Origin of the sequence: Campylobacter sp. CNRCH_2014_0184h, from assembly GCF_025772985.1 — a bacterium.
Lineage (GTDB): Bacteria > Campylobacterota > Campylobacteria > Campylobacterales > Campylobacteraceae > Campylobacter_D.
This window is the reverse complement of sequence record NZ_JAKMTB010000003.1, coordinates 1-21,154: the sequence shown is the minus strand read 5'-3', so window position 1 is coordinate 21,154 and position 21,154 is coordinate 1. Positions and strand designations below refer to the sequence as shown.

Annotated in this window: 25 protein-coding genes; 8 read left to right on the top strand and 17 right to left on the bottom strand. The window is 29.2% G+C overall.

From position 1 onward, the window contains the following. The 13 genes from L8X36_RS03565 to L8X36_RS03505 form a co-directional block, all read right to left on the bottom strand. The gene (locus L8X36_RS03565) at window positions 1-783 is read right to left on the bottom strand and encodes a ParA family protein (RefSeq protein WP_012660935.1); all 783 of its coding nucleotides are present in this window, start codon (window positions 781-783) and stop codon (window positions 1-3) included. Further along, window positions 780-1,415, bottom strand: a complete 636-nt coding sequence (locus L8X36_RS03560) for a biotin--[acetyl-CoA-carboxylase] ligase (protein ID WP_263682547.1) — start codon at window positions 1,413-1,415, stop codon at window positions 780-782. Before L8X36_RS03560 ends, L8X36_RS03565 begins: the two co-directional genes overlap by 4 nt. Then, a complete protein-coding gene (gene fmt, locus L8X36_RS03555) occupies window positions 1,396-2,307 on the bottom strand; it encodes a methionyl-tRNA formyltransferase (protein ID WP_263682545.1) in 912 nt (303 codons plus the stop codon). Before fmt ends, L8X36_RS03560 begins: the two co-directional genes overlap by 20 nt. Next, window positions 2,304-2,771, bottom strand: coding sequence for a DUF6194 family protein (locus L8X36_RS03550; RefSeq protein ID WP_039627800.1), 468 nt, complete (start codon window positions 2,769-2,771; stop codon window positions 2,304-2,306). The genes fmt and L8X36_RS03550 overlap by 4 nt, the downstream gene beginning before the upstream one ends. Then, window positions 2,771-3,814: a GTPase ObgE gene (obgE, locus tag L8X36_RS03545; RefSeq protein WP_263682543.1), complete on the bottom strand. Its 1,044-nt coding sequence runs from the start codon at window positions 3,812-3,814 to the stop codon at window positions 2,771-2,773. Before obgE ends, L8X36_RS03550 begins: the two co-directional genes overlap by 1 nt. Window positions 3,815-3,909: 95 nt before the next feature. Then, complete coding sequence (rpmA, locus tag L8X36_RS03540) at window positions 3,910-4,164, bottom strand: 50S ribosomal protein L27 (RefSeq protein WP_002862355.1); 255 nt, start codon at window positions 4,162-4,164, stop codon at window positions 3,910-3,912. A 10-nt stretch (window positions 4,165-4,174) separates the two neighbouring features. After that, the gene (gene rplU / locus L8X36_RS03535; protein WP_039617324.1) at window positions 4,175-4,483 is read right to left on the bottom strand and encodes a 50S ribosomal protein L21; all 309 of its coding nucleotides are present in this window, start codon (window positions 4,481-4,483) and stop codon (window positions 4,175-4,177) included. Window positions 4,484-4,607: 124 nt separating this feature from the next. Continuing rightward, complete coding sequence (locus L8X36_RS03530; protein ID WP_263682541.1) at window positions 4,608-5,765, bottom strand: LPP20 family lipoprotein; 1,158 nt, start codon at window positions 5,763-5,765, stop codon at window positions 4,608-4,610. Window positions 5,766-5,774: 9 nt separating this feature from the next. Next, complete coding sequence (locus tag L8X36_RS03525) at window positions 5,775-7,118, bottom strand: DUF6844 domain-containing protein (protein WP_263682539.1); 1,344 nt, start codon at window positions 7,116-7,118, stop codon at window positions 5,775-5,777. 24 nt (window positions 7,119-7,142) lie between these two features. Further along, on the bottom strand, window positions 7,143-7,772 hold the full coding sequence (lpoB, locus tag L8X36_RS03520) for a penicillin-binding protein activator LpoB (protein ID WP_263682537.1): 630 nt from the start codon (window positions 7,770-7,772) through the stop codon (window positions 7,143-7,145). Window positions 7,773-7,785: 13 nt separating this feature from the next. Continuing rightward, on the bottom strand, window positions 7,786-8,115 hold the full coding sequence (locus L8X36_RS03515) for a YcfL family protein (RefSeq protein WP_173787076.1): 330 nt from the start codon (window positions 8,113-8,115) through the stop codon (window positions 7,786-7,788). Further along, window positions 8,112-9,458 (bottom strand): COG3014 family protein, encoded by a 1,347-nt coding sequence (locus L8X36_RS03510; protein ID WP_263682535.1) that lies wholly within the window; start codon window positions 9,456-9,458, stop codon window positions 8,112-8,114. Before L8X36_RS03510 ends, L8X36_RS03515 begins: the two co-directional genes overlap by 4 nt. Window positions 9,459-9,553: 95 nt before the next feature. Beyond that, window positions 9,554-10,588, bottom strand: a complete 1,035-nt coding sequence (locus tag L8X36_RS03505) for a cytochrome-c peroxidase (RefSeq protein WP_173787074.1) — start codon at window positions 10,586-10,588, stop codon at window positions 9,554-9,556. 200 nt (window positions 10,589-10,788) lie between these two features. On the opposite strand from L8X36_RS03505, the gene plsY reads away from it, so the two are divergent. From plsY to L8X36_RS03480, 5 genes are all read left to right on the top strand, one after another. Continuing rightward, a complete protein-coding gene (gene plsY, locus L8X36_RS03500; protein ID WP_173787073.1) occupies window positions 10,789-11,400 on the top strand; it encodes a glycerol-3-phosphate 1-O-acyltransferase PlsY in 612 nt (203 codons plus the stop codon). Continuing rightward, a complete protein-coding gene (locus L8X36_RS03495) occupies window positions 11,385-11,702 on the top strand; it encodes a dihydroneopterin aldolase (RefSeq protein ID WP_173787072.1) in 318 nt (105 codons plus the stop codon). The genes plsY and L8X36_RS03495 overlap by 16 nt, the downstream gene beginning before the upstream one ends. Before the next feature lie 77 nt (window positions 11,703-11,779). Beyond that, complete coding sequence (gene hsrA / locus L8X36_RS03490) at window positions 11,780-12,454, top strand: homeostatic response regulator transcription factor HsrA (RefSeq protein WP_039667907.1); 675 nt, start codon at window positions 11,780-11,782, stop codon at window positions 12,452-12,454. A 115-nt stretch (window positions 12,455-12,569) separates the two neighbouring features. Beyond that, window positions 12,570-12,815: a YfhL family 4Fe-4S dicluster ferredoxin gene (locus L8X36_RS03485; protein WP_012660922.1), complete on the top strand. Its 246-nt coding sequence runs from the start codon at window positions 12,570-12,572 to the stop codon at window positions 12,813-12,815. Further along, the gene (locus L8X36_RS03480) at window positions 12,815-14,311 is read left to right on the top strand and encodes a Ppx/GppA phosphatase family protein (RefSeq protein ID WP_263682533.1); all 1,497 of its coding nucleotides are present in this window, start codon (window positions 12,815-12,817) and stop codon (window positions 14,309-14,311) included. The genes L8X36_RS03485 and L8X36_RS03480 overlap by 1 nt, the downstream gene beginning before the upstream one ends. Here the strand turns inward: L8X36_RS03480 and L8X36_RS03475 are convergent. The 3 genes from L8X36_RS03475 to L8X36_RS03465 are packed head-to-tail and all read right to left on the bottom strand — an operon-like array spanning window position 14,308 to window position 15,778. Next, window positions 14,308-15,066 carry a hypothetical protein gene (locus L8X36_RS03475; protein WP_263682531.1) on the bottom strand — a complete coding sequence of 253 codons (759 nt, stop codon included), beginning with the start codon at window positions 15,064-15,066 and terminating at the stop codon, window positions 14,308-14,310. The two genes, L8X36_RS03480 and L8X36_RS03475, sit on opposite strands and share 4 nt — an antisense overlap. Beyond that, window positions 15,063-15,359, bottom strand: coding sequence for a flagellar motor switch protein FliN (gene fliN, locus L8X36_RS03470; RefSeq protein WP_039617302.1), 297 nt, complete (start codon window positions 15,357-15,359; stop codon window positions 15,063-15,065). The genes L8X36_RS03475 and fliN overlap by 4 nt, the downstream gene beginning before the upstream one ends. Further along, window positions 15,356-15,778: a hypothetical protein gene (locus L8X36_RS03465; protein WP_087699344.1), complete on the bottom strand. Its 423-nt coding sequence runs from the start codon at window positions 15,776-15,778 to the stop codon at window positions 15,356-15,358. The genes fliN and L8X36_RS03465 overlap by 4 nt, the downstream gene beginning before the upstream one ends. A gap of 117 nt (window positions 15,779-15,895) precedes the next feature. On the opposite strand from L8X36_RS03465, the gene pseI reads away from it, so the two are divergent. From pseI to L8X36_RS03450, 3 genes are all read left to right on the top strand, one after another. Beyond that, entirely contained in the window at window positions 15,896-16,927 is a 1,032-nt protein-coding gene (gene pseI / locus L8X36_RS03460; RefSeq protein ID WP_263682529.1) for a pseudaminic acid synthase, read from the top strand. Between the two features lie 108 nt (window positions 16,928-17,035). Further along, on the top strand, window positions 17,036-18,772 hold the full coding sequence (locus L8X36_RS03455) for a motility associated factor glycosyltransferase family protein (protein ID WP_263682527.1): 1,737 nt from the start codon (window positions 17,036-17,038) through the stop codon (window positions 18,770-18,772). Between the two features lie 89 nt (window positions 18,773-18,861). Then, a complete protein-coding gene (locus L8X36_RS03450; RefSeq protein ID WP_263682525.1) occupies window positions 18,862-20,739 on the top strand; it encodes a motility associated factor glycosyltransferase family protein in 1,878 nt (625 codons plus the stop codon). 25 nt (window positions 20,740-20,764) lie between these two features. Here L8X36_RS03450 and L8X36_RS03445 read toward each other — a convergent pair. Then, the coding region (locus L8X36_RS03445) for a flagellin (RefSeq protein ID WP_263682523.1) at window positions 20,765-21,154 on the bottom strand (390 nt) is incomplete at its 5' end.

The following is a 21,154-nucleotide window of genomic DNA, read 5'->3' as shown; positions in this document are numbered from 1 at the left end:
TTATCCTAATATAGAATGTGCTAAATTTTGATATGCCACTGAACCTGGAGATTTTATATCATAAAGTATAATAGGCTTTCCATAGCTTGGACTTTCAGCAAGTTTTACATTTCTTGGTATGATGATGAAATCATCTTCATTATCACCTGTTCTAAATAACTTTTGTTTGAAATTTTGCTTTAAATCTTCCACAGTATCTTTTGAAAGATTATTTTGTGAGCTATACATAGTTGGCAAAAAGCCTTTTATTTTTAGTTTTGGATTGATAGTTTTTTTCACAAATTTAATAGTGTTTAAAACCATCGCAACACCCTCAAGCGCATAAAACTCACATTGTATAGGGATAATAACACTATCACTTGCTGCAAAAGCATTTACCGTAATGCTTCCAAGTGCAGGTGGTGAGTCAATGATAATAAAATCATAATCTTTAGCAATTTCTTTGATTTTTTCCCTTAAAATCGTTCTATATTCTCCGCTTTCTTTTACTACTTCTTGCTCAATTCCAACCAAAGAAATATTTGATGGAGCTAAATATAATTGTGGAAGCTCAGTTTTTAAAATGATTTCAGAAAGTTTTTTCCTACCTATAAAAACATGGTAAATATTATATTCATAATTACTTCTATTAAAACCAAGTCCTGTTGTAGCATTAGCTTGTGGATCAATATCTATTAAAAGAACCTTTTTTTCAGCTACTGCCAAAGAAGCCGCTAGATTAATAGCGGTAGTAGTTTTACCTACCCCACCTTTTTGATTTGCAATAGTTATTATCTCACTCATCTTAAACTATATATCCTTTTATTATCTAACAATATAGAACCATCTTTATACAACAAAGCATCTTTTAAAGATAAAATCTTACCTTCATTATGTATAAAAAAATTTCTTGATTTTTCAAATTCTAGCATATACTTGCTAAAAATATTCTTCCATAAAATTTTCTCATCTACATAAAAAAAATACTCATTTAAAAGTTTTGCTATATCTACTTCTATGTCTAAAATTTCAGCATTAAATGGGGCGTATTTAAGATTAATCCCCATTCCTACAACCAAAAAATCATTGATTTTAGAACTCATCAATCCGCCTATTTTTTTATCTTCTATATAAAAATCATTAGGCCATTTAATCCATACTTTTGAATTTTGTCTTTGCAATACTTCTTTCATTAAAAATGCAAAGTATATACTAGCAGAAGCCAAAGGAAGATCTTGTGTTAATTCTTGAGTTTTTATGCAAAAAGATACATGCAAATTTCCTTGCTTACTTTGCCAAGTATTATCTCTACTACCTATACCAGCACTTTGGATAAAAGCACAAATGGCTGTATTGTTAGTAATCTCTCCACTGCGAATTTTTTCACTTAAATAAACTTGAGTTGATTCAAGTTCATCAAAATAAACTATCTCCAAGTTTTAACCTTTTTCCATTTAAATAAGTCTTAGCGTCTAAAACTTTTTTTCCACTTTCTTGTAAAGTTTTAATCCTTAAAATACCTTTTGTACATGAAAGCAAAAAGCTTTCCTTTTCTATTTGTAAAATCACACCTGGTTTTTGAGTTTTTTCACTATCAATTAGCTCTATGTCTAAAAATTTCAAACCATTTTCTAAAAAAATTCCAGGCCAAGGTGCAAAAGCTAGAAATTTTTGATAAATTTCACTTGCATTATTTAAAGCAATCAAGCCATCTTCTTTTTTAATTTTTTTACAATGTGTAACTAAACTTTCATCTTGCTTTTTTGGGACAATTTTTTCAAAATTCAAAAGTGTAGAAATAGTAAGCTTAGCTGCTAAATTGGAAAGCATAATAAAAACTTCAGCTGAATTTTTACCTTCTATATCACATTCTATGTTTTCTAAAATAGCACCACTATCAAGCCCTTCTTCCATAAGCATAGTGCAAACCCCGCTTATTTTATCCCCATTTAAAATAGCGCTTTGTATAGGTGAAGCGCCACGATATTTAGGAAGTAAGGAAGCATGCAAATTGATACAGGGAGCAATATCTAAAATTTCTTTTGGTAAAATCTTCCCATAAGCAGCAACAACTATAAAATCAGGTTTTAGGCTTTTTATTCCATTGACTATGTTTTCATCTTTTAAGCTTTTTGGAGTGAAAATTTCTATATTTAAATTATTTTCCAAAACAAATTTTTTAGTATCACTTGGAGTTAAAATTTGTTTTCTTCCCACAGGTTTATCAGGCTGGGTAAATAAGACTTGAACATTAAATCCTTTATCGACAAGCTCTTTTAAAATACATGTTGCATAAGAGGGAGTTCCCATAAAAATGATATTTTTCATAGTGCCGCTATCCTTTTTTGATAAGTTTTTATAGCTTTTTGATATGAAAGCTCAAGATAATCTTTAAAAATTTCAAAATTTTTTCTTGAAGGATTGTTAATACAAATATATCCCATATAAGCATAAATTGGATGAGGCATGATAAGATCAAGCATAGAAAAATCATAATTTAAACTAACAATCTCACCCTTTAAAGCTTTTTTAGGTTTTTGACCAAAAAGATTTTGGTAATCTTGATCACAAAGAGAACAACTTAGACGAAACACACCTTCTCTATTTAAATTCGAAGCTTTATCATTTATGCCATCATTTTCTTTAATAGTACAAAAATAAACTCCGTTTTTTAAAACCTTATCGGGATTATAAAAAAAGCTATGTTCTTTATAGGTAAATTTATATACCAAACCTTTAAAATTGGACTTGATATATTCTTGGATAAAATCTATAGTTAAATTTTCACTCATCAAAGATTATTTTGACTTCTAATTTTTTTAACTTCTTCTAAAAGCATAAATTTAAGCTCTTTTAAACCTGTTTTTTCAAGGCTTGATACTTTAACAAAAAAGCTTTGTGGATTATTTTGACTTTGTAAATAAGCTTTTAACTCATTATAATCATCTTCCATTTTTTGTGCAAATTCCTCACCCAAATTTACACTATCACTTTTTGAAAGCATTAAGCCAAAATTTCTTGCATAAAGTTTGCTTGAAAATTTTTCTAATTCTTTTCTTAAAATGCAAAATTGCTCTTTTAAACTCATATCTCTTAATGGATCAAGCACAAAAAGCAAAAAAGAAGTTCTTTCTATATGTCTTAAAAACTCAAGTCCCAAACCCCTACCATCGCTTGCACCTTCTATAATACCTGGAATGTCTGCCATTACAAAAGAATTATAATCATCTACTTCAACCATACCAAGTTTTGGAGTTAAAGTAGTAAATTCATAATTAGCTATTTCAGGTCTTGCATTAGATACTACGCTTATAAGAGTGGATTTTCCTACATTTGGAAAGCCTACAAGTCCAACATCTGCTATGAGTTTTAACTCTAAGCACACACTTAAGGTTTTTCCTGTCACACCTGGTTGAGCATAATCTGGGCGCTGATTAGTAGAGTTTTTAAAGTGAGTATTGCCAAGACCACCTTTACCACCTTTTAAAAAGAGTTCTTTTTGACCTTCTACTAGCATATCAAGTAAAACTTCCCCACTTTGTGCATCAATTACTTGGGTACCTTGAGGGACAATCAACTCTAAACTTTCCCCTCTTTTACCATTTTTATTACGGCCCAAACCCGGCTGGCCATTTTGTGCTTTAAGTTCTTTTTTACCTTTAAAGTGCGCTAGGGTATGGGTATTGTTATCACATATAAAATACACATCGCCACCATTTCCACCATCGCCACCATCAGGTCCACCAAGTGGAACATGTTTTTCACGGCGAAAACTCACAGCACCTTTACCACCATTACCTGAACTTAAAACTAATTTTACATTATCTATAAACATACAATCACCAAAGTATAAATTTTTAAAATGATATTATATTTTTTTTAATATATTAAGATTAAAAAGAAGAAAAAGGCTACAAAGTAGCCTTTAAATTATGCAGGATAAACAGAAACTTTTTTTCTATTTTTATCTTTTCTTTCAAATTTTACAAAACCATCAATTAAAGCAAAAATTGTATGATCTTTTCCCATGCCTACGTTATTACCTGCATGAGTTGCTGTTCCTCTTTGGCGAATGATGATGTTACCAGCGCGAACAAATTCTCCACCAAATTTTTTAACACCTAGACGACGACCTATAGAATCACGATTATTCTGAGTTGAACCTTGACCTTTCTTGTGTGCCATTCTTTACTCCTTAAGCTTTAATATCTACTACTCTAACGCGAGTAAATTGTCTTCTAAAACCACGTTTTAATTTTGAGTCTTTTCTACGTCTTTTTTTATAAATCACAACTTTTTTGTCTTTTCCATGAGCAATCACTTCTAAAACAACTTTTGCACCCGCAACAAACGGCGCACCTACCTTTAATTCTTTATCGCATACAGCAAGAACTTCACTTACTTCTACGCTTGATTTTGCTTCAGCTTCAAAACGATCTAGTTTAAGCTCATCACCTTGGCTTACTCTGTATTGTTTTCCACTGTGTTTTATAATAGCATACATACAGCTATCCTTTCTTAAAATATTTTGGTAGCACCATAAAGCATTATGTATAAAACATAAATTTAAAAAGCTTTAGTGGTTGAAACTTGAGATTATACTCAAAATAATTTTAAATTTAGGTTAATTACCAACCTAAATTTACTGTACCATTTGGATTTACACTATGTTGTTTTTCCATTCCAACACCGCTATCATCTAAAGGTCTACAAATATCATCTTTTTTAACACTTCCTTCAAGAATTTTAGCATATGATAGTTTTGGTGTTGAGCGGATAATTTGAACCTTTCCACTTTTTGTTTCTATTCTTGCTGTATTTTCTTTAGTATAAGCATCCTTTATCACTTCACCCAAAGAATAACACTCATAGATTTCATCATTACTCAAAGTTTGCGAGAAGACTACTTCATTATTACTAACTTGTGCAACTTTTAAAGGATAAATAGCATTTAAAATATCATCTGAAATTTTCTTTGCAATTTTTTCACTTAGCTTTTCACTAGCTACTAAAGAATCACCTTTAACAAAGGCTGACATGGTTAAAGTATTTGAAAATTTAATTTGTCTGGTGGCAAATAAAAGCACGCGATAATCCACCACAACATCTATTTTATTTTTATTTCCTTTGGTTTTAAGATCTACTCCACCTACATGAAATAACAAAATATAATCAGTAGCTAAAACATTCTTAAGTTTGTAAATTTCATCTTTATGCGTATTAGATGAATTTATCAAAGCTTTCTCCATTTCATAATAACCTTTAGAATCTCTATCTAAAACATTAAATTTCCTACTTTGAAGTAAATCTGTGATAATTTTTTGCTGTAAAATATTTCCAAGCTCTTGGTATTTAGAAGAGGTATTAAATACCGTAATACTTCTTCTACTATCTGGCTTATAACCTGGTATTTGATATTTTTTATGAGTAGTAGTTTTAAAAATGGTTACATTTGCTATGTATTTATCGTTTTCTTGAACCACACTATCAATTTCATATGCATCAACTCTGCCTTTTGTAGCTTTTATGATTTGCTCTTTATAGCTATCTTCTATATTAGTCTTTTTATTATTTGAATTTACCCCGACAAAAGACTGCTTGGTTGAGTCAATATTAACACCATTTAATTTACCAATAGCTTCTATTATGGCATTATTTATTGCCTCTTCTCTGCTAGCTCCTATACCCTCGCCCGTACTTGAATTGGTAGTACTTGTGGTGATTATTTTGGCATATAAACTCAAATGAAAACATAAAATCAAAATACAAATTTGTAATATCTTCATAAATTTTTCCTAAAAATCATCTATATCATTTACAACATTAGAACTTCTTTGTATATTAGAAGACTTTTTAGGTTCAGTTTTTGGGACACTAGTGTTTGAATTTGATTTTAAAGCTTCGTTAATATTTGCCACATTATCATAAGAATAAAATCTTACAACACCTACATGTTCTATACCATTTTCGCTTGTATAATTCCATCTTTTAAGTGTTCCTATGCCTTTGATTTTTCCGCCAGCACTTGCTTTTATTTTTGTATTGATTTTTTCTACAATATTTGTGAAATCTTGAATTTGTTCTTGAGTAGTGTTGTCATTGATATTTAAGCTTTGTTTGATGATTTCTTCATAACTTTCACCTGTAGTTTTTTCATCTTTTAAACTTAAATTTGTATTGATAAATTCAATTATAGCTGCATCAGCCATAGTTGAAGCTGTATCTTTAGCCCTATCTTCTAATATATTTGTCTTCTTGGCATTATTTGCATCAGCAATATAACCCCAATTTCCATAGCTTAAAATAACCGGTGAACCTTTTTCATCATAAACTAAGCGAATACCATATTCATTAAGAAAGCCTTTATTGTCTTTTGGTAAATACTTGTTGATATTTTTTCCTTTACCTTTGATGTTACTTTGACGCGCTAAAGACATATCTTTAGCAAGTTGACGAGTTTTTTTAGAAACAACTGCAATTACACCAATATCATATTGCCCTCTTCTTTGCGTAACTATAGTTTGCACAGGAATTAAACCGCTCATTGAACCAACTGCACTAGTAATTGTTTTATTAAGAAACTCTTCTTTTAATAAAATCTTTTTTCTTTCCTCTGTTAAACCTTCTACATTAATGCCCAAATCTCTCAAAGCTTTATCTAATTTTGCACCACTTAATTGAACCAGTTTATCAAAAATTTGCCCTACAACACTTCCTTTTGGTAGTTCTTCAAATTCTTTTGCATTAGTAGAATTATCAGCTTCGTAATTTTGAATTTTACTCACTGCCATTCTTCCAAAGGCATCTTCAATAAAATCAGACTGTAAATTAAGCATAGCTTTTTGGTAAGCATTTTGCAAAGCTTGAGCAAATTGAGGATCGCTATCGCTTAGCGCAACTACACTTCTACCCGTATAAAAGGTTTTTCCATCTTTTGTAATACCATATTCTATACCAAAATTATCTGCAAATTCTTCAAAAAAATCATCTAAAGATTTTGGAGTAATATCTTTAGAGCTAGCATCTGACATTTCATTTTGAATTTTAATATCTTCTTGAGTAATTTCAACTTGTGGAGTTGCTTGAGCATAAAGAAAACTCGCTACCAATAATGATCCAATAACAAATCTTTTTTTCATCATATCTTTCCTTGTTGTTTTATATTACCAGCTTACAGTTTTACTAGATCCTAGTTTATTGATTCTATTAGTTTTTTGCCATACTACTAAACCACTGCCCTTTTCAGCTAATTTCATAACAAAAAAGTATTCAACTTGGGTTTTACCATTACTTAATTTTATATTTTGCTGACCAATTCTTCCCTGTAAAGTCAAAGATGCACTAATTTGCGTATGGTTTTTAGATACTGTAGCTTTATCATATCTATCATCATCTTTATCGCTCATTACATCATCCATATTATTTTGAGTAGCACTATCATTGCCCTGAGTAGCTGAAGCTGCAAATTTACCTGAATTTATAAGTTCTTCTACCATCAAATCAGTCAAATTTCTAGTATCTATTCTTAAAGCCGTATCATTTACCACATCATAAACTGCCACAATAGCCTTACCTGAATTTCCTATTTTATTCACAACATAACTTGAATTAAACAAACTATTTAACATCTCTTTAGCTGTATTGTCAAAATCTTCACCAGTTAAAGCCATGCTTAAAGAATCGCCTTGTTTTACTTTTGCCGCAGTTCCATCTACATAAATAGGTTGTTGCATGCACGCACTAAATAAAACACCTATAGCCACTACACTTGTTAAAATTTTAATTTTTTTCATTATTTATCCTTTTTTATTTAATATATATTTTATATTTTTTTGCTTCCTTATTACTAGCTATATTTTGTATAATATACTCTTGTTTAGCTAATAATCTTATATTTTTATAGTTTTTATCAATAGTATTTTTTATAACAAATCCATCCTTATCAAACCATTCTATTTTATAAGAAAGCTTTTTATCAACAGAACTATAAAAAATAATCTGCACTTCTAATAATCCTGCATTATTTATTCTTTCTTTTATACTTTTTACATTTGTATGTTTAAAATTTGCATCAAAAGTATCTTGCGAAACCAAAAACATATAATTTAATAATAATAAAAAAATTAACTTTTTCATTTTTCTATGATATTTATACTTGGAGCAATACTAGGTACAAAAGAACGCACTACAACCAATACATTTTTCTTTGGATTAATCTGTCTTTCAAATAGCACATCATCACTTGGAGTTTTAATAATAATTTTACCTGTATTTTTAATCATAACAACTCCTATGCTTTGTGGCAATCCTCTCCAAGATCTAACATCAGCTTGAGTAGTTGCTGCATTCATGATACCACTAGCAAGGCTTAAAAAACCTCCTGTTGAGTCATTATTAGCTACTGCTGCATTGATAGTAGTTTTTAAGATAGTTGAAACTATTGCTTTTGTAACTATTGATGGTTGCTCGAACTTAAACTCGCTTGCTACAACATTATCCAAATCAACTAATTTTGTAGTATTAGTATCATTTACACTTAAATACTCAAAAGACTGACTTCTTTTTTTTAGCTTAGGTAGAGCAATAGAAGTTGTCGTAAGAGTGTCATTTAAAATCAAAGGCAGAGTTAATTTAAACTCATCCTTTACCACACCAAAACCATTCTCATAAACAATAAAAACATATTTATTTTTTGATTTAGCGTTGCTAATTGCTTTCCACTCTTTATTAATTTCTTTATTTTTTGGGTTTAAAATCTTTATTTCTTTAAATAAATCTTTAGCCAAAGTATAATCTTTGCTCATATAATAAAAAATCGAAGCTAAGTAAGTTGCATAAGGATTGGTAAAATTTTTACTTGTTGAAAATTCTTCAAACAAAACTTCATATTGAGCATTTATTTGTTTTGCTGATTCACTAAAATTTTTATTAAAATTTGGATCTTCTTTTTTGGCCTTTTCTAATTCTGCTTTATTTTTAGCAATTTGAGCTTTAAAATAATCTTTTGCTCTATCTTGACGCAATAAAGCTCTTTTAAACTCCACTCTTGCATTATTATAATCACCCTCACTCATAAAATTTAAACCCTTATATGTATTTACCATTATTCTTTCATATAAAGAGCCATCATAGTCTAATATAGAATCATTTATTAATGTAGTTACAGCTGTTTTAGCAATTTTTTGAGCGCCACTTCTTAAATCCACATCAACTTGATAAGATTCCTCAACCTTATCAAAAAATTCATTACTAAGATTAAAATATCCACAATTTTTTGCGATTAAACCTGCATTTAATCCTACATATACTGGATCATCTTTTTTATCTACCTTAGTCATTTCTTGAGTAAAAAATTCATCAGAACATATCTTTTGGGTTAACTTTTGCTCTAATTCATTGTTTACTTTTGCATGATTAGCACACGCACTAAATAAAATAGCTGTTAATGCAATCACACTAAATAAAATTTTATTTTTCATAAGCCAATTCCTAATTAAAAATTAAGAATGTATTATATATAAAAAATAAACAAAAAACAACATTCCCTAAAGAAATATCTTTAGGGAAAATTTGATTAAAGCTCTGGTTTTGGAGTTTTTTCAGTAGCTTTTGGAAGTTGAGGATAAGTAATGCTTGGTTTTTTACCTGTTAGAGCATGTAAGAAAGTTTCTATAGAAGCTGCTTCTTTGTCAGAAATTTCTATGCCAAGTTGCACACTACCCATTTCTTTAATCGCATCTTGTAAAGACCAAATAGCGCCATTATGGAAGTATGGAGCTGTTTCGGCAATATTTCTTAAAGTTGGAGTTTTAACTAAACCATTTGCATCACCTTTAAAATCACCTACATTTGCAAATTTATATTTAGCTGCCACTTGGAAAGCTTGCATACTACCACCTAAATTTACTCCTGTATGACAAGCTGTACAGCCTTTATCGATGAAAGTTTTTAAACCTTCTTTTTCTTTTTTGCTTAAAGCTTTTGTATCACCTTCTAAGAATTTATCAAATTTAGATGGAGTTAAAAGTGTTCTTTCAAATGTAGCAATAGCATCTGCTATATTATCAAAAGTTACCCCATCATTACCATATATTTTTTTAAATTCTTTAACATATTCTGGCATAGAAGAAATTTTTTCTACTGCTAACTTAGCAGGAGTTGCCATTTCAGGTTCTGCCTCGATTGGTCCTTTTGCTTGATCTGCTAAAGTACCTGCTCTACCATCCCAAAATTGAGTTGAATTTAAAACAGAATTATAAACTGTTGGCGAATTTAAATGATGAGGATTAGCAGTCCATTTGTGTCCTACAGCCGCTGCTATACCATCAGCACCACCCATACCTAAATTGTGACAGGTATTACAAGAAATCAAACCACTTTTAGAAAGTCTTGGTTCAAAATACAGCTTTTTACCAAGATTAGCTTTTTCTTTAGAAAACTTGCTAGCTTTAACGCCCATTTCTTTTAATAGTTTTTCAACGCCTGCTTGATCCTTTGGCAAAGGTGCTAAACCTGCTGCTTTTGCTTCATCAAGCAAAGCTTTATCGTTAGCAAAAGCAGTTGATGCAACTAATAATGATGATGCAACTAATAATGAAATTTTTTTCATTATTCACTCCTAAATAAGATAAAATAAAGCCTATTTAAAATAAACTTATTGAAAATATATCTATAATTTTCTTTAAATAAAATAAAAAATTTCTATTTAAAAATAAAAATTATTATAGGATAAAATATCTCTTAAATATTTATTTCAGAGTTTTTTGCTATCATTATTATAAATCTTTATAGAATTAGGATAGAAAGTAAATGGAAAATTTAATAATTTATCTTTTAGCTTATCTTATAGGTGCTATACCTTTTGGTCTTTTGCTAGCTCAAATTTTTGCCAAAACAAATATCAAAAATGCAGGCAGTAAAAGCATAGGTGCTACCAATGTTTTAAGAGTAGTAAAAGAAAGCGATCCTAAGCTTGCCAAAACACTTGCTGTTGCAACAATTGTCTTAGATGCACTTAAAGGAATTGTACCTATATTAGTAGCAAAAATTTTAGGCTATGATGAAAATATCTTATGGACTATGGCGGTTTTAGCAGTATTTGGCCATTGTTTTTCTCCTTATTTAAAATTTGAAGGTGGCAAAGGAGTAGCTACTGGAGCTGGGGTTTTAGCAGTATTTTTACCTTTTGAGATTATATGTGCACTTTTGGCTTGGTTTATTATAGGTAAGGTATTTAAAATTTCAAGCTTAGCCTCACTTGGAGCTTTAATTGTTTTAATTACAACTTCTTTTATATTTCATTATGATATGCCTGCGATTAATACCCATGCGCCGATATTTATCATCGCTTTTATAGTAGTTTATAAACACATACCAAATATTTTAAGGCTTATTGGAAAACAAGAATGCAAAGTCATATAAAAGTTAGCTTAGAATTTAAATGTATTATAGGGCTTTTGGATTTTGAAAGAATTCAAGAGCAAAAAGTCCTAATAGAATTAGAAGCTAAAAGTAAGAAATTTTTAGATTATGCAAAATTATGCACTAGAATAGAAAAAATCTATAAAAAGAAAAAATTTAAGACTATAGAAAAATCTTTAAAATATATATGCAAAGATATTAAAAAACATCATAAAAAACTCCAATTTATAAATATTACTTGTTATAAGCCCGATATCATCAAAAATGCGTGCGTTGGAGCTAGTTTAAGCAAAAAATATTAAAAATTTTTTAAAGAATTTTGAACATTTGCTTAATTTGTGTTATACTTTTGCACTAAAACTATCTTCAAAGGAATAAAATGCGTATTTTAGTTGTAGAAGATGAAGCATCGCTTAATAAAACTTTATCAAACACTTTAAATGAGTTTGGCTATCAAAGTGACACTTCAGAAAATTTTAAAGACGCTGAGTATTTTATAGGTATTAGACATTATGATTTAGTATTATCAAATTGGACTATAGGCAATAATGATGCAAGCGATTTGATCAATGCTATCAAACAAAAATCTCCAAGAACTGCTATAGTAACAATGTGTACAAAAGCAGATAAAGAAAATGAAATCAAAGCTTTAAAAGCTGGAGCAGATGATTATATAAAAAAACCTTTGGATTTTGAAATTTTAATGGCAAGAATCGAAGCTAGACTTAGATTTGGCGGGACAAATGTGATTAAGATTGATGATTTAGTGATTGATCCTGATGAAGAAAAAATCACTTATCAAGGAAAAGACATAGAGTTAAAAGGAAAGCCTTTTGAAGTTTTAACTCACCTTGCTAGACACTCTGATCAAATCGTATCAAAAGAACAACTTTTAGATGCTATTTGGGAAGAACCTGAACTTGTAACTCCAAATGTTATAGAAGTTGCGATCAATCAAATAAGACAAAAAATGGATAAACCTCTTAATATTTCCACTATAGAAACTGTGCGCCGCAGAGGATATCGCTTTTGTTTTCCTAAAAAAACTAACTAAAAAATTTTTAGAATGATTTGATCATTCTAAAAATTAAATATTTTTATCTCTTTTTAAATTAGCTATAAGTTTTTATATAGTATAAGTTTGCTTTATTATCAATAAAAGGAAAAGTATGTCACTTTTAATCACTAGAGAATGTATATCCTGTGATGCATGCAGAGAAGAATGTCCAGATGAAGCAATTTATGATAATGATCCAATCTATGTCATAGATCCTGATTTATGTACTGAATGTGTGAATGAATTTTCAGAACCAGCCTGTATAGTGGCCTGTCCAGTAGATTGTATCATACCTGATCCTGATAATGTAGAAAGTATTGATGAGCTTCGCTTAAAACATAAAAATAAAGATATTTAATGGCTAAAAAAACAGCAGTAATTGATCTTGGCTCTAACTCCGTTCGTATGGTTGTTTTTGAAAGAACCTCAAGATATGGTTTTTTTATTTGCAGTGAACACAAAAAGAAAGTAAGACTTGGAGAAAATGCTTATAATAACAATAAAATCCTTCAAGAAGAAGCCATGTTTAAGGCCGAGAAGGCACTAGCTTATTTTAAAGAAAAAGCTGTAAAAGAAAAATGCAGGAAAATTATTGCTGTTGGAACTTCTGCGCTAAGAGATGCACCAAATGCAAAAGAATTTATTACTAGAATATCAAAGAATGTGGGTTTAAATATAAAATGCATTAATGGTAAAACAGAATCATTTTTAGGTGGTCTTGCTGCGTTAAATTTACTATCAAATATTCAAAATGCCACCACCATAGACATAGGTGGAGGATCAACCGAGCTTTGCTTGATTAAAGAGGGTAAAATTATAGATTGTATTTCGCTTGATCTAGGAACTGTAAGATTAAAAGAAATTTTTTATGATACTAAAAGATTAAATGCTCTAGATCAATTCATACAAGAAGCTCTAATGCAAGTTCCAAAACATTTTCAAAGTGAAAATATTATTGCTATAGGTGGAAGCTTAAGAGCATTGTCAAATTCTATAATGAAAAAAAATTCCTATCCTTTAAAAATAATCCATAATTTCAGCTATATCTTTGAAAAAGAAAAAAATTATATAGAAAAAATTCAAAATGCAAAAAATTTAACAGATTTTGATATCAAAAAAGATCGTTTTGATACTATAAAAGAAGGTTGTGTCATATTTTTAGCCTTAGCTAAAAAACTCAAAGCTAAAAATATCATCACTTCAGCAGTAGGTGTCAGAGAAGGCGTGTTTTTATCTAATCTTTTTCAAAAATACGCCAAAATAAAAAACGACACTAATGACTTTTCGCAATTTAATGCCAAATTTCCGCCAAATTTCAACCCAAGTTTAAAATCCTTACAAGATCGCTTTGGTGTTGATTATAAAGATAAAAGTGCTTATTTTGCAAGTAAATTATTTGATGTGCTTTCACCTATTCACAAAATAAGTTCAGATTTTAAAAAAGATCTTTTAAGCGCTGCTAAATTAGCCCATATAGGTGAAAAAATTAATTTTTATTTTGCTAATGAACATAGCGCCTATATGGCAATGAGTGGCTTAAACTTTGGCTTTTCACACAAAGAAATTTTGCTTATTGCAACTCTTTTAAAAGCCAATGGTAAAAAAATAAACCCCCTTGCCATAGAACATGTTAAAGAATTATTACCAAATAACCATATATTAGCTTGGCTTAATTTTATTCTAGCACTAGCAAAAAAACTTGCTAAAGATAGTGATGAAAATCTTGATTTTACATTAAAAAATCATACCTTATATATTTATTCAACAAAAAAACAAATTTATTTTTCAAGAGAAGAAATCAAAAAAATTTCAAAGCCAAAACTTATTGTTTTAGCTTTTAATCAATCTAATTAAGCATTTTGTTTTAAAAGTAAATTTTGCAATCTTTGTTTATTTTCTTCAAAATAAGAATCAAAGTCTTTTTCTTTTGATTTTTGGGATGTTTTGTTTTGTTCCTCATTTTTCATCATAGCTTCACTTGTTTCTAATACCGCATTAGAATTTCCTATGATCATAGTATAACGTTTTAAACCATACTCAAAAACTACAAGTTGATTATGTCTATCAAGCGGTCTTTGAAAAATCAAAGTAAAATTTCTATCTAAAGGATGTTTTTGCCTTAAATACATTTTTAAAAACCAAAGTCCAATAAGCAAAAGTATCAAAACACTTACAACTAAAATATAATTTGTAAAATCATACTCTTGCATTTTTATTTCCTTATCTTTTTCATTTAAGCTTTTTTTTGTAGTTAAATTTACACCCTCTTTTTGCGCACGTAGTCTTAAACCATACTCACCAATTGTATCTGCATTAATTTGTATCTTATCGCCAGTACTTAAAGCTATGAAAGTTTTTTTACCTTCTGAAAAGATTTTTATTTTTTTAACAATATTAGAATTTAATGTCTTATCTTCTTCTTTAACACTTTGAGCATTTAAAGTAAAAATTATAATATTATCTTTTCTCTTTTGACTAATACCTTCTTTATAAGGAACATCAAATGAAAAAGTAATATCCACCCTATCTTCTCTTGGATAGATATTATAATCAAGAATTTTTGCCCCAAAAAGAGGCAAAGCAAGTAGTAAAATCCAAATAAATTTCATTGCAATTCTTTTTTAAAATACTGCAATACTGATTTAGAATCTAAAATCTCATTAATTCTTATGGCAAGGTTTTTTTCATACACCATTACCTCACCTTTGCCAAAAATTCTTTTATTTAAGTAAAGCTCCACACTCTCACCTGCTGGCTTTTCAAGATCTATCACAGAACCAACTTCTAATTTTAAAAGATCTCTCACGCTCATATTAGTTGTGCCAAGCTCACTAACAAAATCAACACTAATATCTAAAATATCTTCATAAGATTGCAACAATCCTAAATGATCTTCTATCATAATTTTTTATAACCTATTCTAAAACGAGCATTTTTCATCTCATAGGTAAATTTTTCTTTGAGCTTGATTTTTGAAAATCCATCAATACGCCCTAAATACTCAGGAACCCCTAAACGGTATTCATCTTTTCCATTAGTATCATTAAGTAATTTTTTAGCATAACCTATGATTTGATTAGCCACTTCTTTAACTAGATCTGCCAAACCATCTTCTTTTAATTCTTCATGCAATAAAAACAACGCAATTTCATTTAAAGCTTTTTTTTGAAAAAATAAATAAAAGCTATATTCCTCATCTTTAAAATATAAAGGTATAGAAGCTCCATAAAGCTCACCTCTGATTACACTTGTTGGTGCAATTTTAAGTTTTAAAATGTGTTCACAAAAATGATAAATCGAATATTCAAGTGTTTTAGTCATAGCTTTTTCCTTAGATAACTTAATTAAATTTATTTTACTAAATAAACCTTTAATCATAATTAATAATTAAAATATAAAATATAGTAAATTTTTATTTAAATTAAAAAAAGGTTTTTAATGTTTATAGAAAATTTCAATTTAAATGAAAAAGTTTTCATCATTGCCGAGCTTTCAGCAAATCACGCAAACAGCCTTGAAGTGGCTTTAAAAACCATACAAGCAGCTAAAAAAGCAGGAGCTGATGCTATAAAAATTCAAACCTACACCCCAGATAGCTTAACACTAAATTCTAATAAAAAAGATTTTATTATCGAAGGTGGTTTGTGGCATGGACGCAAATTATATGAACTATACAAAGAAGCTAAAACGCCTTATGAATGGCATGAAAAACTTTTTGAATGTGCCAACAACGAAGGTTTAATTTGTTTTTCTAGTCCTTTCTCTAAAGAAGATGTAAATTTTTTAAGACAATTTAATCCCCCAGCTTATAAAATTGCTTCTTTTGAGGTAAATGATTATGATTTTGTGCGTTATGTGGCAAAAGAAAATAAACCTACTTTGGTTTCTACAGGCATAGCTTATGAAGAAGAACTTGAAATGGTTGTTAAAATTTTCCAAGAAGAAAACAACCCAAATCTAATTTTGCTTAAATGTACTTCAGCTTATCCTTCACAAATTTGTGATTTAAATTTAAATGCTATCAAAACTTTACAAGAAAAATTCAAAACCATGGTAGGCTTAAGCGATCATAGCGAGGGATTTTTAGCACCTACTTTAGCAGTAGCTCTTGGCGCAAGAGTCATAGAAAAACATTTTATATTAGATAAAACTTTAAATAGTGCTGATGCTAAATTTAGTCTTGATTTTGACGAGTTTAAGCAAATGTGTTCTATGGTACGTTTAAGCGAGCAGGCGCTAGGCAAATCTAGCTTAACAATAGATGAAAAAACTTTAAAAAATCGCCATTTTGCAAGAAGCTTATACGCTAGTAAAGATATAAAAAAAGGTGAAATTTTTACACAAGAAAATGTAAAAAGCATAAGACCAAACCTGGGCTTACATCCTAAATTTTTACCTATCATACTTGGCAAAAAAGCAAGCTGTGATATAGAATTTGGCGCAGCATTAAAGGAACAGTATTTTCAATAATTTAAATACAGTTTTTAACTCATATGGATCTTAAAATAAGCAATTTTAGATATTTTGTTAATTAAACCATACTTTTTGCTATAATAAAACAAAAATTTGGATTTTACAATGAATAAAGAATTATTTTTAAAAAACACTCAAGCTCTTTTTGAAGTTGATCAAATATTAGCTTATGAATTAAGAAAATTAACTGATACTCAAAGATTTCAACTTATAGAAAACAAAATTTTTGATACACACAATCAGATGTTTTTAGACGAAAATCACTCTTTTGATTATGATAAATTTGAATTATATCCAGTATTGTTTTTTTACGGCTTTGGTGATGGGAAATTTTTCTTAGAACTTTTAAAAAATCAGCATTTAAAACATATTATTATTTTTGAAGAAGAGTTAGAAATTTTATATTTAGCTTTTCATATGATTGACTTTACCACACTTCTTAGAAAAGAAAAACTTATTTTGTTTTTTACACCAAATATCAACACTGCTCAAATCAAAGTTTTATTTGATTATCCAAATATCAAACATACATTAAAAATTTTTAATTTTCACTTTTACAATGAATTTTATACCAATTTTTACTCATCTAATGCCCAAGATATAATGCAAACTATGCTAAATACAATCAAAACACTCATGCTCACTAGAGGAAATGATCCAAAAGATGCTTTAATAGGAATAAAACATAATGTTATAAACCTGGAAAAAATCATCACTCATACTCCTTTTAAAAGCCTAATAAAAGACAGGAAAGCAAAAGCAAAAAATGCTATAATAGTTTCAACAGGTCCTTCTTTAATCAAACAACTCCCTCTTTTAAAAAAACACCAAGAAAATGCTGTTATTTTTAGCGCTGATAGCTCTTATGTTATCCTAGCAAAAGAAGGAATCAAGCCTGATTATGTTTTTTCACTAGAAAGAATAAATCTTACAAGTGAATTTTTTAATAATGATTTTGGAGATTTTGATAAAGATATATTATTTATCATTGCTTCTTTAACTCATCCTAAAACCATAGAGTATTTAGAAAAAAATAATAGAAATTATATGCTTGTTTTAAGACCTTTATTTTTTGAAAGCAAACTTGGATTGAACGAATATGGTTTTTTGGGAAATGCCATGAGTGTTGCTAATATGGCTTATGAACTTGCTGGTGCTTTAAGATTTGAAAATATCATTTTAATAGGACAAGATCTAGCTTATAGCAATGATGGCAAATCACATCCAAAAGAACACTTATATGGTGAGCAAGGAGATAAGGAAGTAATTTACAAAGAAATCACTGCTTATGGAGGCAATGGAAAAGTAAAAACACAACTTACTTGGTATTTATTTTTAAAAAGTTTTGAAAAAGATATTGCTCTTGCAAAAAATATCCTAAATATAAAAACATACAATGCTACAGAGGGTGGAGCTAGGATAGAAGGAACCATAGAAAAACCTTTTAAAGAACTTTGCGAAGAAATACTAAAAGAAAAAATCAACAAAAACATCGCCTTAACAAAACCAAAAAACCCTCAAAAAAAAATCAAACAATGCAAAGAAAAACTTATCAAGCAAACAAAACAATGTGAAATATTTATTAATGAATGTAAAAAAGCTATTAAAGAAAAAAACTTAGAAAAACTGGAAAAACTGAGATTAAAGCTACCAAAAAGTGATTTTTTTTCAGATATCGTACAAGCTAGGTGTTTTCAAAACGAATGTGAAGTTTTAAAACACAAAGTTACGAAAGTCAAAGATTTAGAATTTTTCCTAGCTCAGCAAATTGACTTTTTTGAAGAGATCATTTTATACCTAGAAAAATATAATGAGACTATTAAGGAAAATCTTGATAAATAACCAACATATTTAAATTTTTATTTTCTAAACAAAAAACTACACTATTTTTATTTGAAAAAATGACGATTTTCCTTAAGTGAAAGGGTAATATGAAAACAGAAATTTTTAAAAAAAATATCAAAGCTTTAAAAGGAAGTGAGCACCAAAACTTAAAAAGAAAATTAGGAAAAATCAAAGAAGCAAAAGATTACACTTATGTTTTTGATAAAGATCCTTTAAACTGCAATATTTGTTATAAAAATCTAAAAAATATATATAAAGACCCGCTAAAGGAATTGCGAGAACAAATAGAAATTTTTAATAAAAAATATCTAAGATATCCTGTGTTATTTTTTTATGGTTTAGGTAATGGAATTTTTTATAAAAATTTATTAGCTAATAAAACACATGAAAGGGTTGTTGTTTATGAAAAAGACATAGAACTTATATTTTTAGTTTTTAACATGATTGATTTTTCTAAAGAACTTTCAGAAGGAAGATTAATTGTCGTTCATACCAAAGAAGTGAACCCCGTTAAAGCAGAATTAATCTGCGGCTTGTTGGGTTTATTTTTAAGAACTTATGATTTACACATTCATTCACATTTTTATGAAGAACAAAAAAAAGAAATTCAACACATCAATACCTTAAATTCCAAAGTGATTAAAAATATTGCTTTGCGAAAAGGAAATGACCCAGTAGATGCTATGCAAGGGGTAGAGCAATTTATTCTAAATTTACCCAAAATGCTCACACATCCAAGCTTTAAAGAGTTAAAACAAAAAAGAAGCAATAAAAGTAAAAATGCTATATTAGTAGCAACTGGACCATCTCTACAAAAACAACTTCCTTTACTTAAAAAATACGCAAACAAAGCAACTATCTTTTGTGCTGATAGCGCTTATCCTATCTTGGCAAAAGCAGGTATAAAACCTGATTATGTTTGTATGCTAGAAAGAGATGATATAGTAGCCAAATGTTTTGATAATGATTTTGGTGATTTTGATAAAGATATAACATTTATTTTAGTTTCTTTGGTCTATCAAGATAGTATTAAATTTTTAGAGAAAAATAAAAGAAAGTATATTTTAGTTTCTAGGGCTTATGCATTTGCCTATTCTTTGGGATTGCATGATTTTGGTTATGTTAGTGGAGGTATGAGCGTTGCTCATTTAAATTACGAATTAGCCCAACTATTAGGGCATAAAAACATTATTTTAATAGGACAAGACTTAGCCTATGCTAATGATGGTAAAACACACAGCGATGGCTTTTTACATGAAAGTTATCATAAAGGAGATTTTGAGCGCGATAATGGTAAATATGAAGCCCTAGCATATGGCGGAAAAGGTCTTGTGCAAAGTTCTGAAATATGGCTTATTTTTAAACAAATTTTTGAAAATTTATTTCACAAGCAAACAAAAGTAAAAATTTACAATGCTACAGAAGGTGGAGCTAGAATAGAAGGAACCATAGAAAAACCTTTTAAAGAACTTTGCAAAAATTTACTTACTAATGAAATCAAAAAGCCTTTTCCAAAATTGCAAAAACCAAAACTTAAAGATAGCAACGAGCTTATGTTACAAGCTTATAAGAAAATCAAACAACACATCAAAGCAAGTGATAAATTTTTTAAAGAATGTAAAAGATTACATAAGGCACTCAATAATCAAAGTAAAGTCCGTTATACCCCTCAAGAATTAAATGCTCAGATAGACACTCTTAAGACAACACTAGAGAGTCAAAAATATATTTTTTTAAGAGAAGTTATCTCTCCTTCTTTATTTCATCTAGAAAGCACTATTTCTAAAATTTATGTTTCTCCTATACACAATGAAAGTGATAAACAAAACAAACTTACAGCTTGGATATTAGCGCACAAAACTTGGCTTGAAGATATAGCAGAATTAACCTTGGTACAAGAAAAAGCTTTAAAAATTGCTATCATGCCTTTGCAAGATATCTTAGAAAAAAGAAATTTAATATAAAGTGGGTAAAAAACCCACTTTGGATTTATTGTAAAAGTTTTAGAACATTTTGCTGTACGGCATTAGCCTGACTCATAGCATAAGATCCACTTTGAGCTAGGATGTTATACTTAGAAAAGTTTGCACTTTCTGCTGCAAAGTCTACATCTCTGATATTTGATTCAGCTGATTTGATATTTACTTGAGTTACACTGATATTATTAAGTGTAGCTGTGATTTGATTTTGCACTGCACCGATATCAGCTCTGATAGCATCAAGATTTGCTGTAGCAGTTTCAACTATATCCATCATAGCCATTGCACCTTTAAGTGTAGTAACACCAGGCGCTTGATCTTTAGCTGCTATTTGACTATTAGCTCCAGTTGCAATAAATGCAGCAAACTGGCTTGAACCATCACCGTTTGCACTAAAACC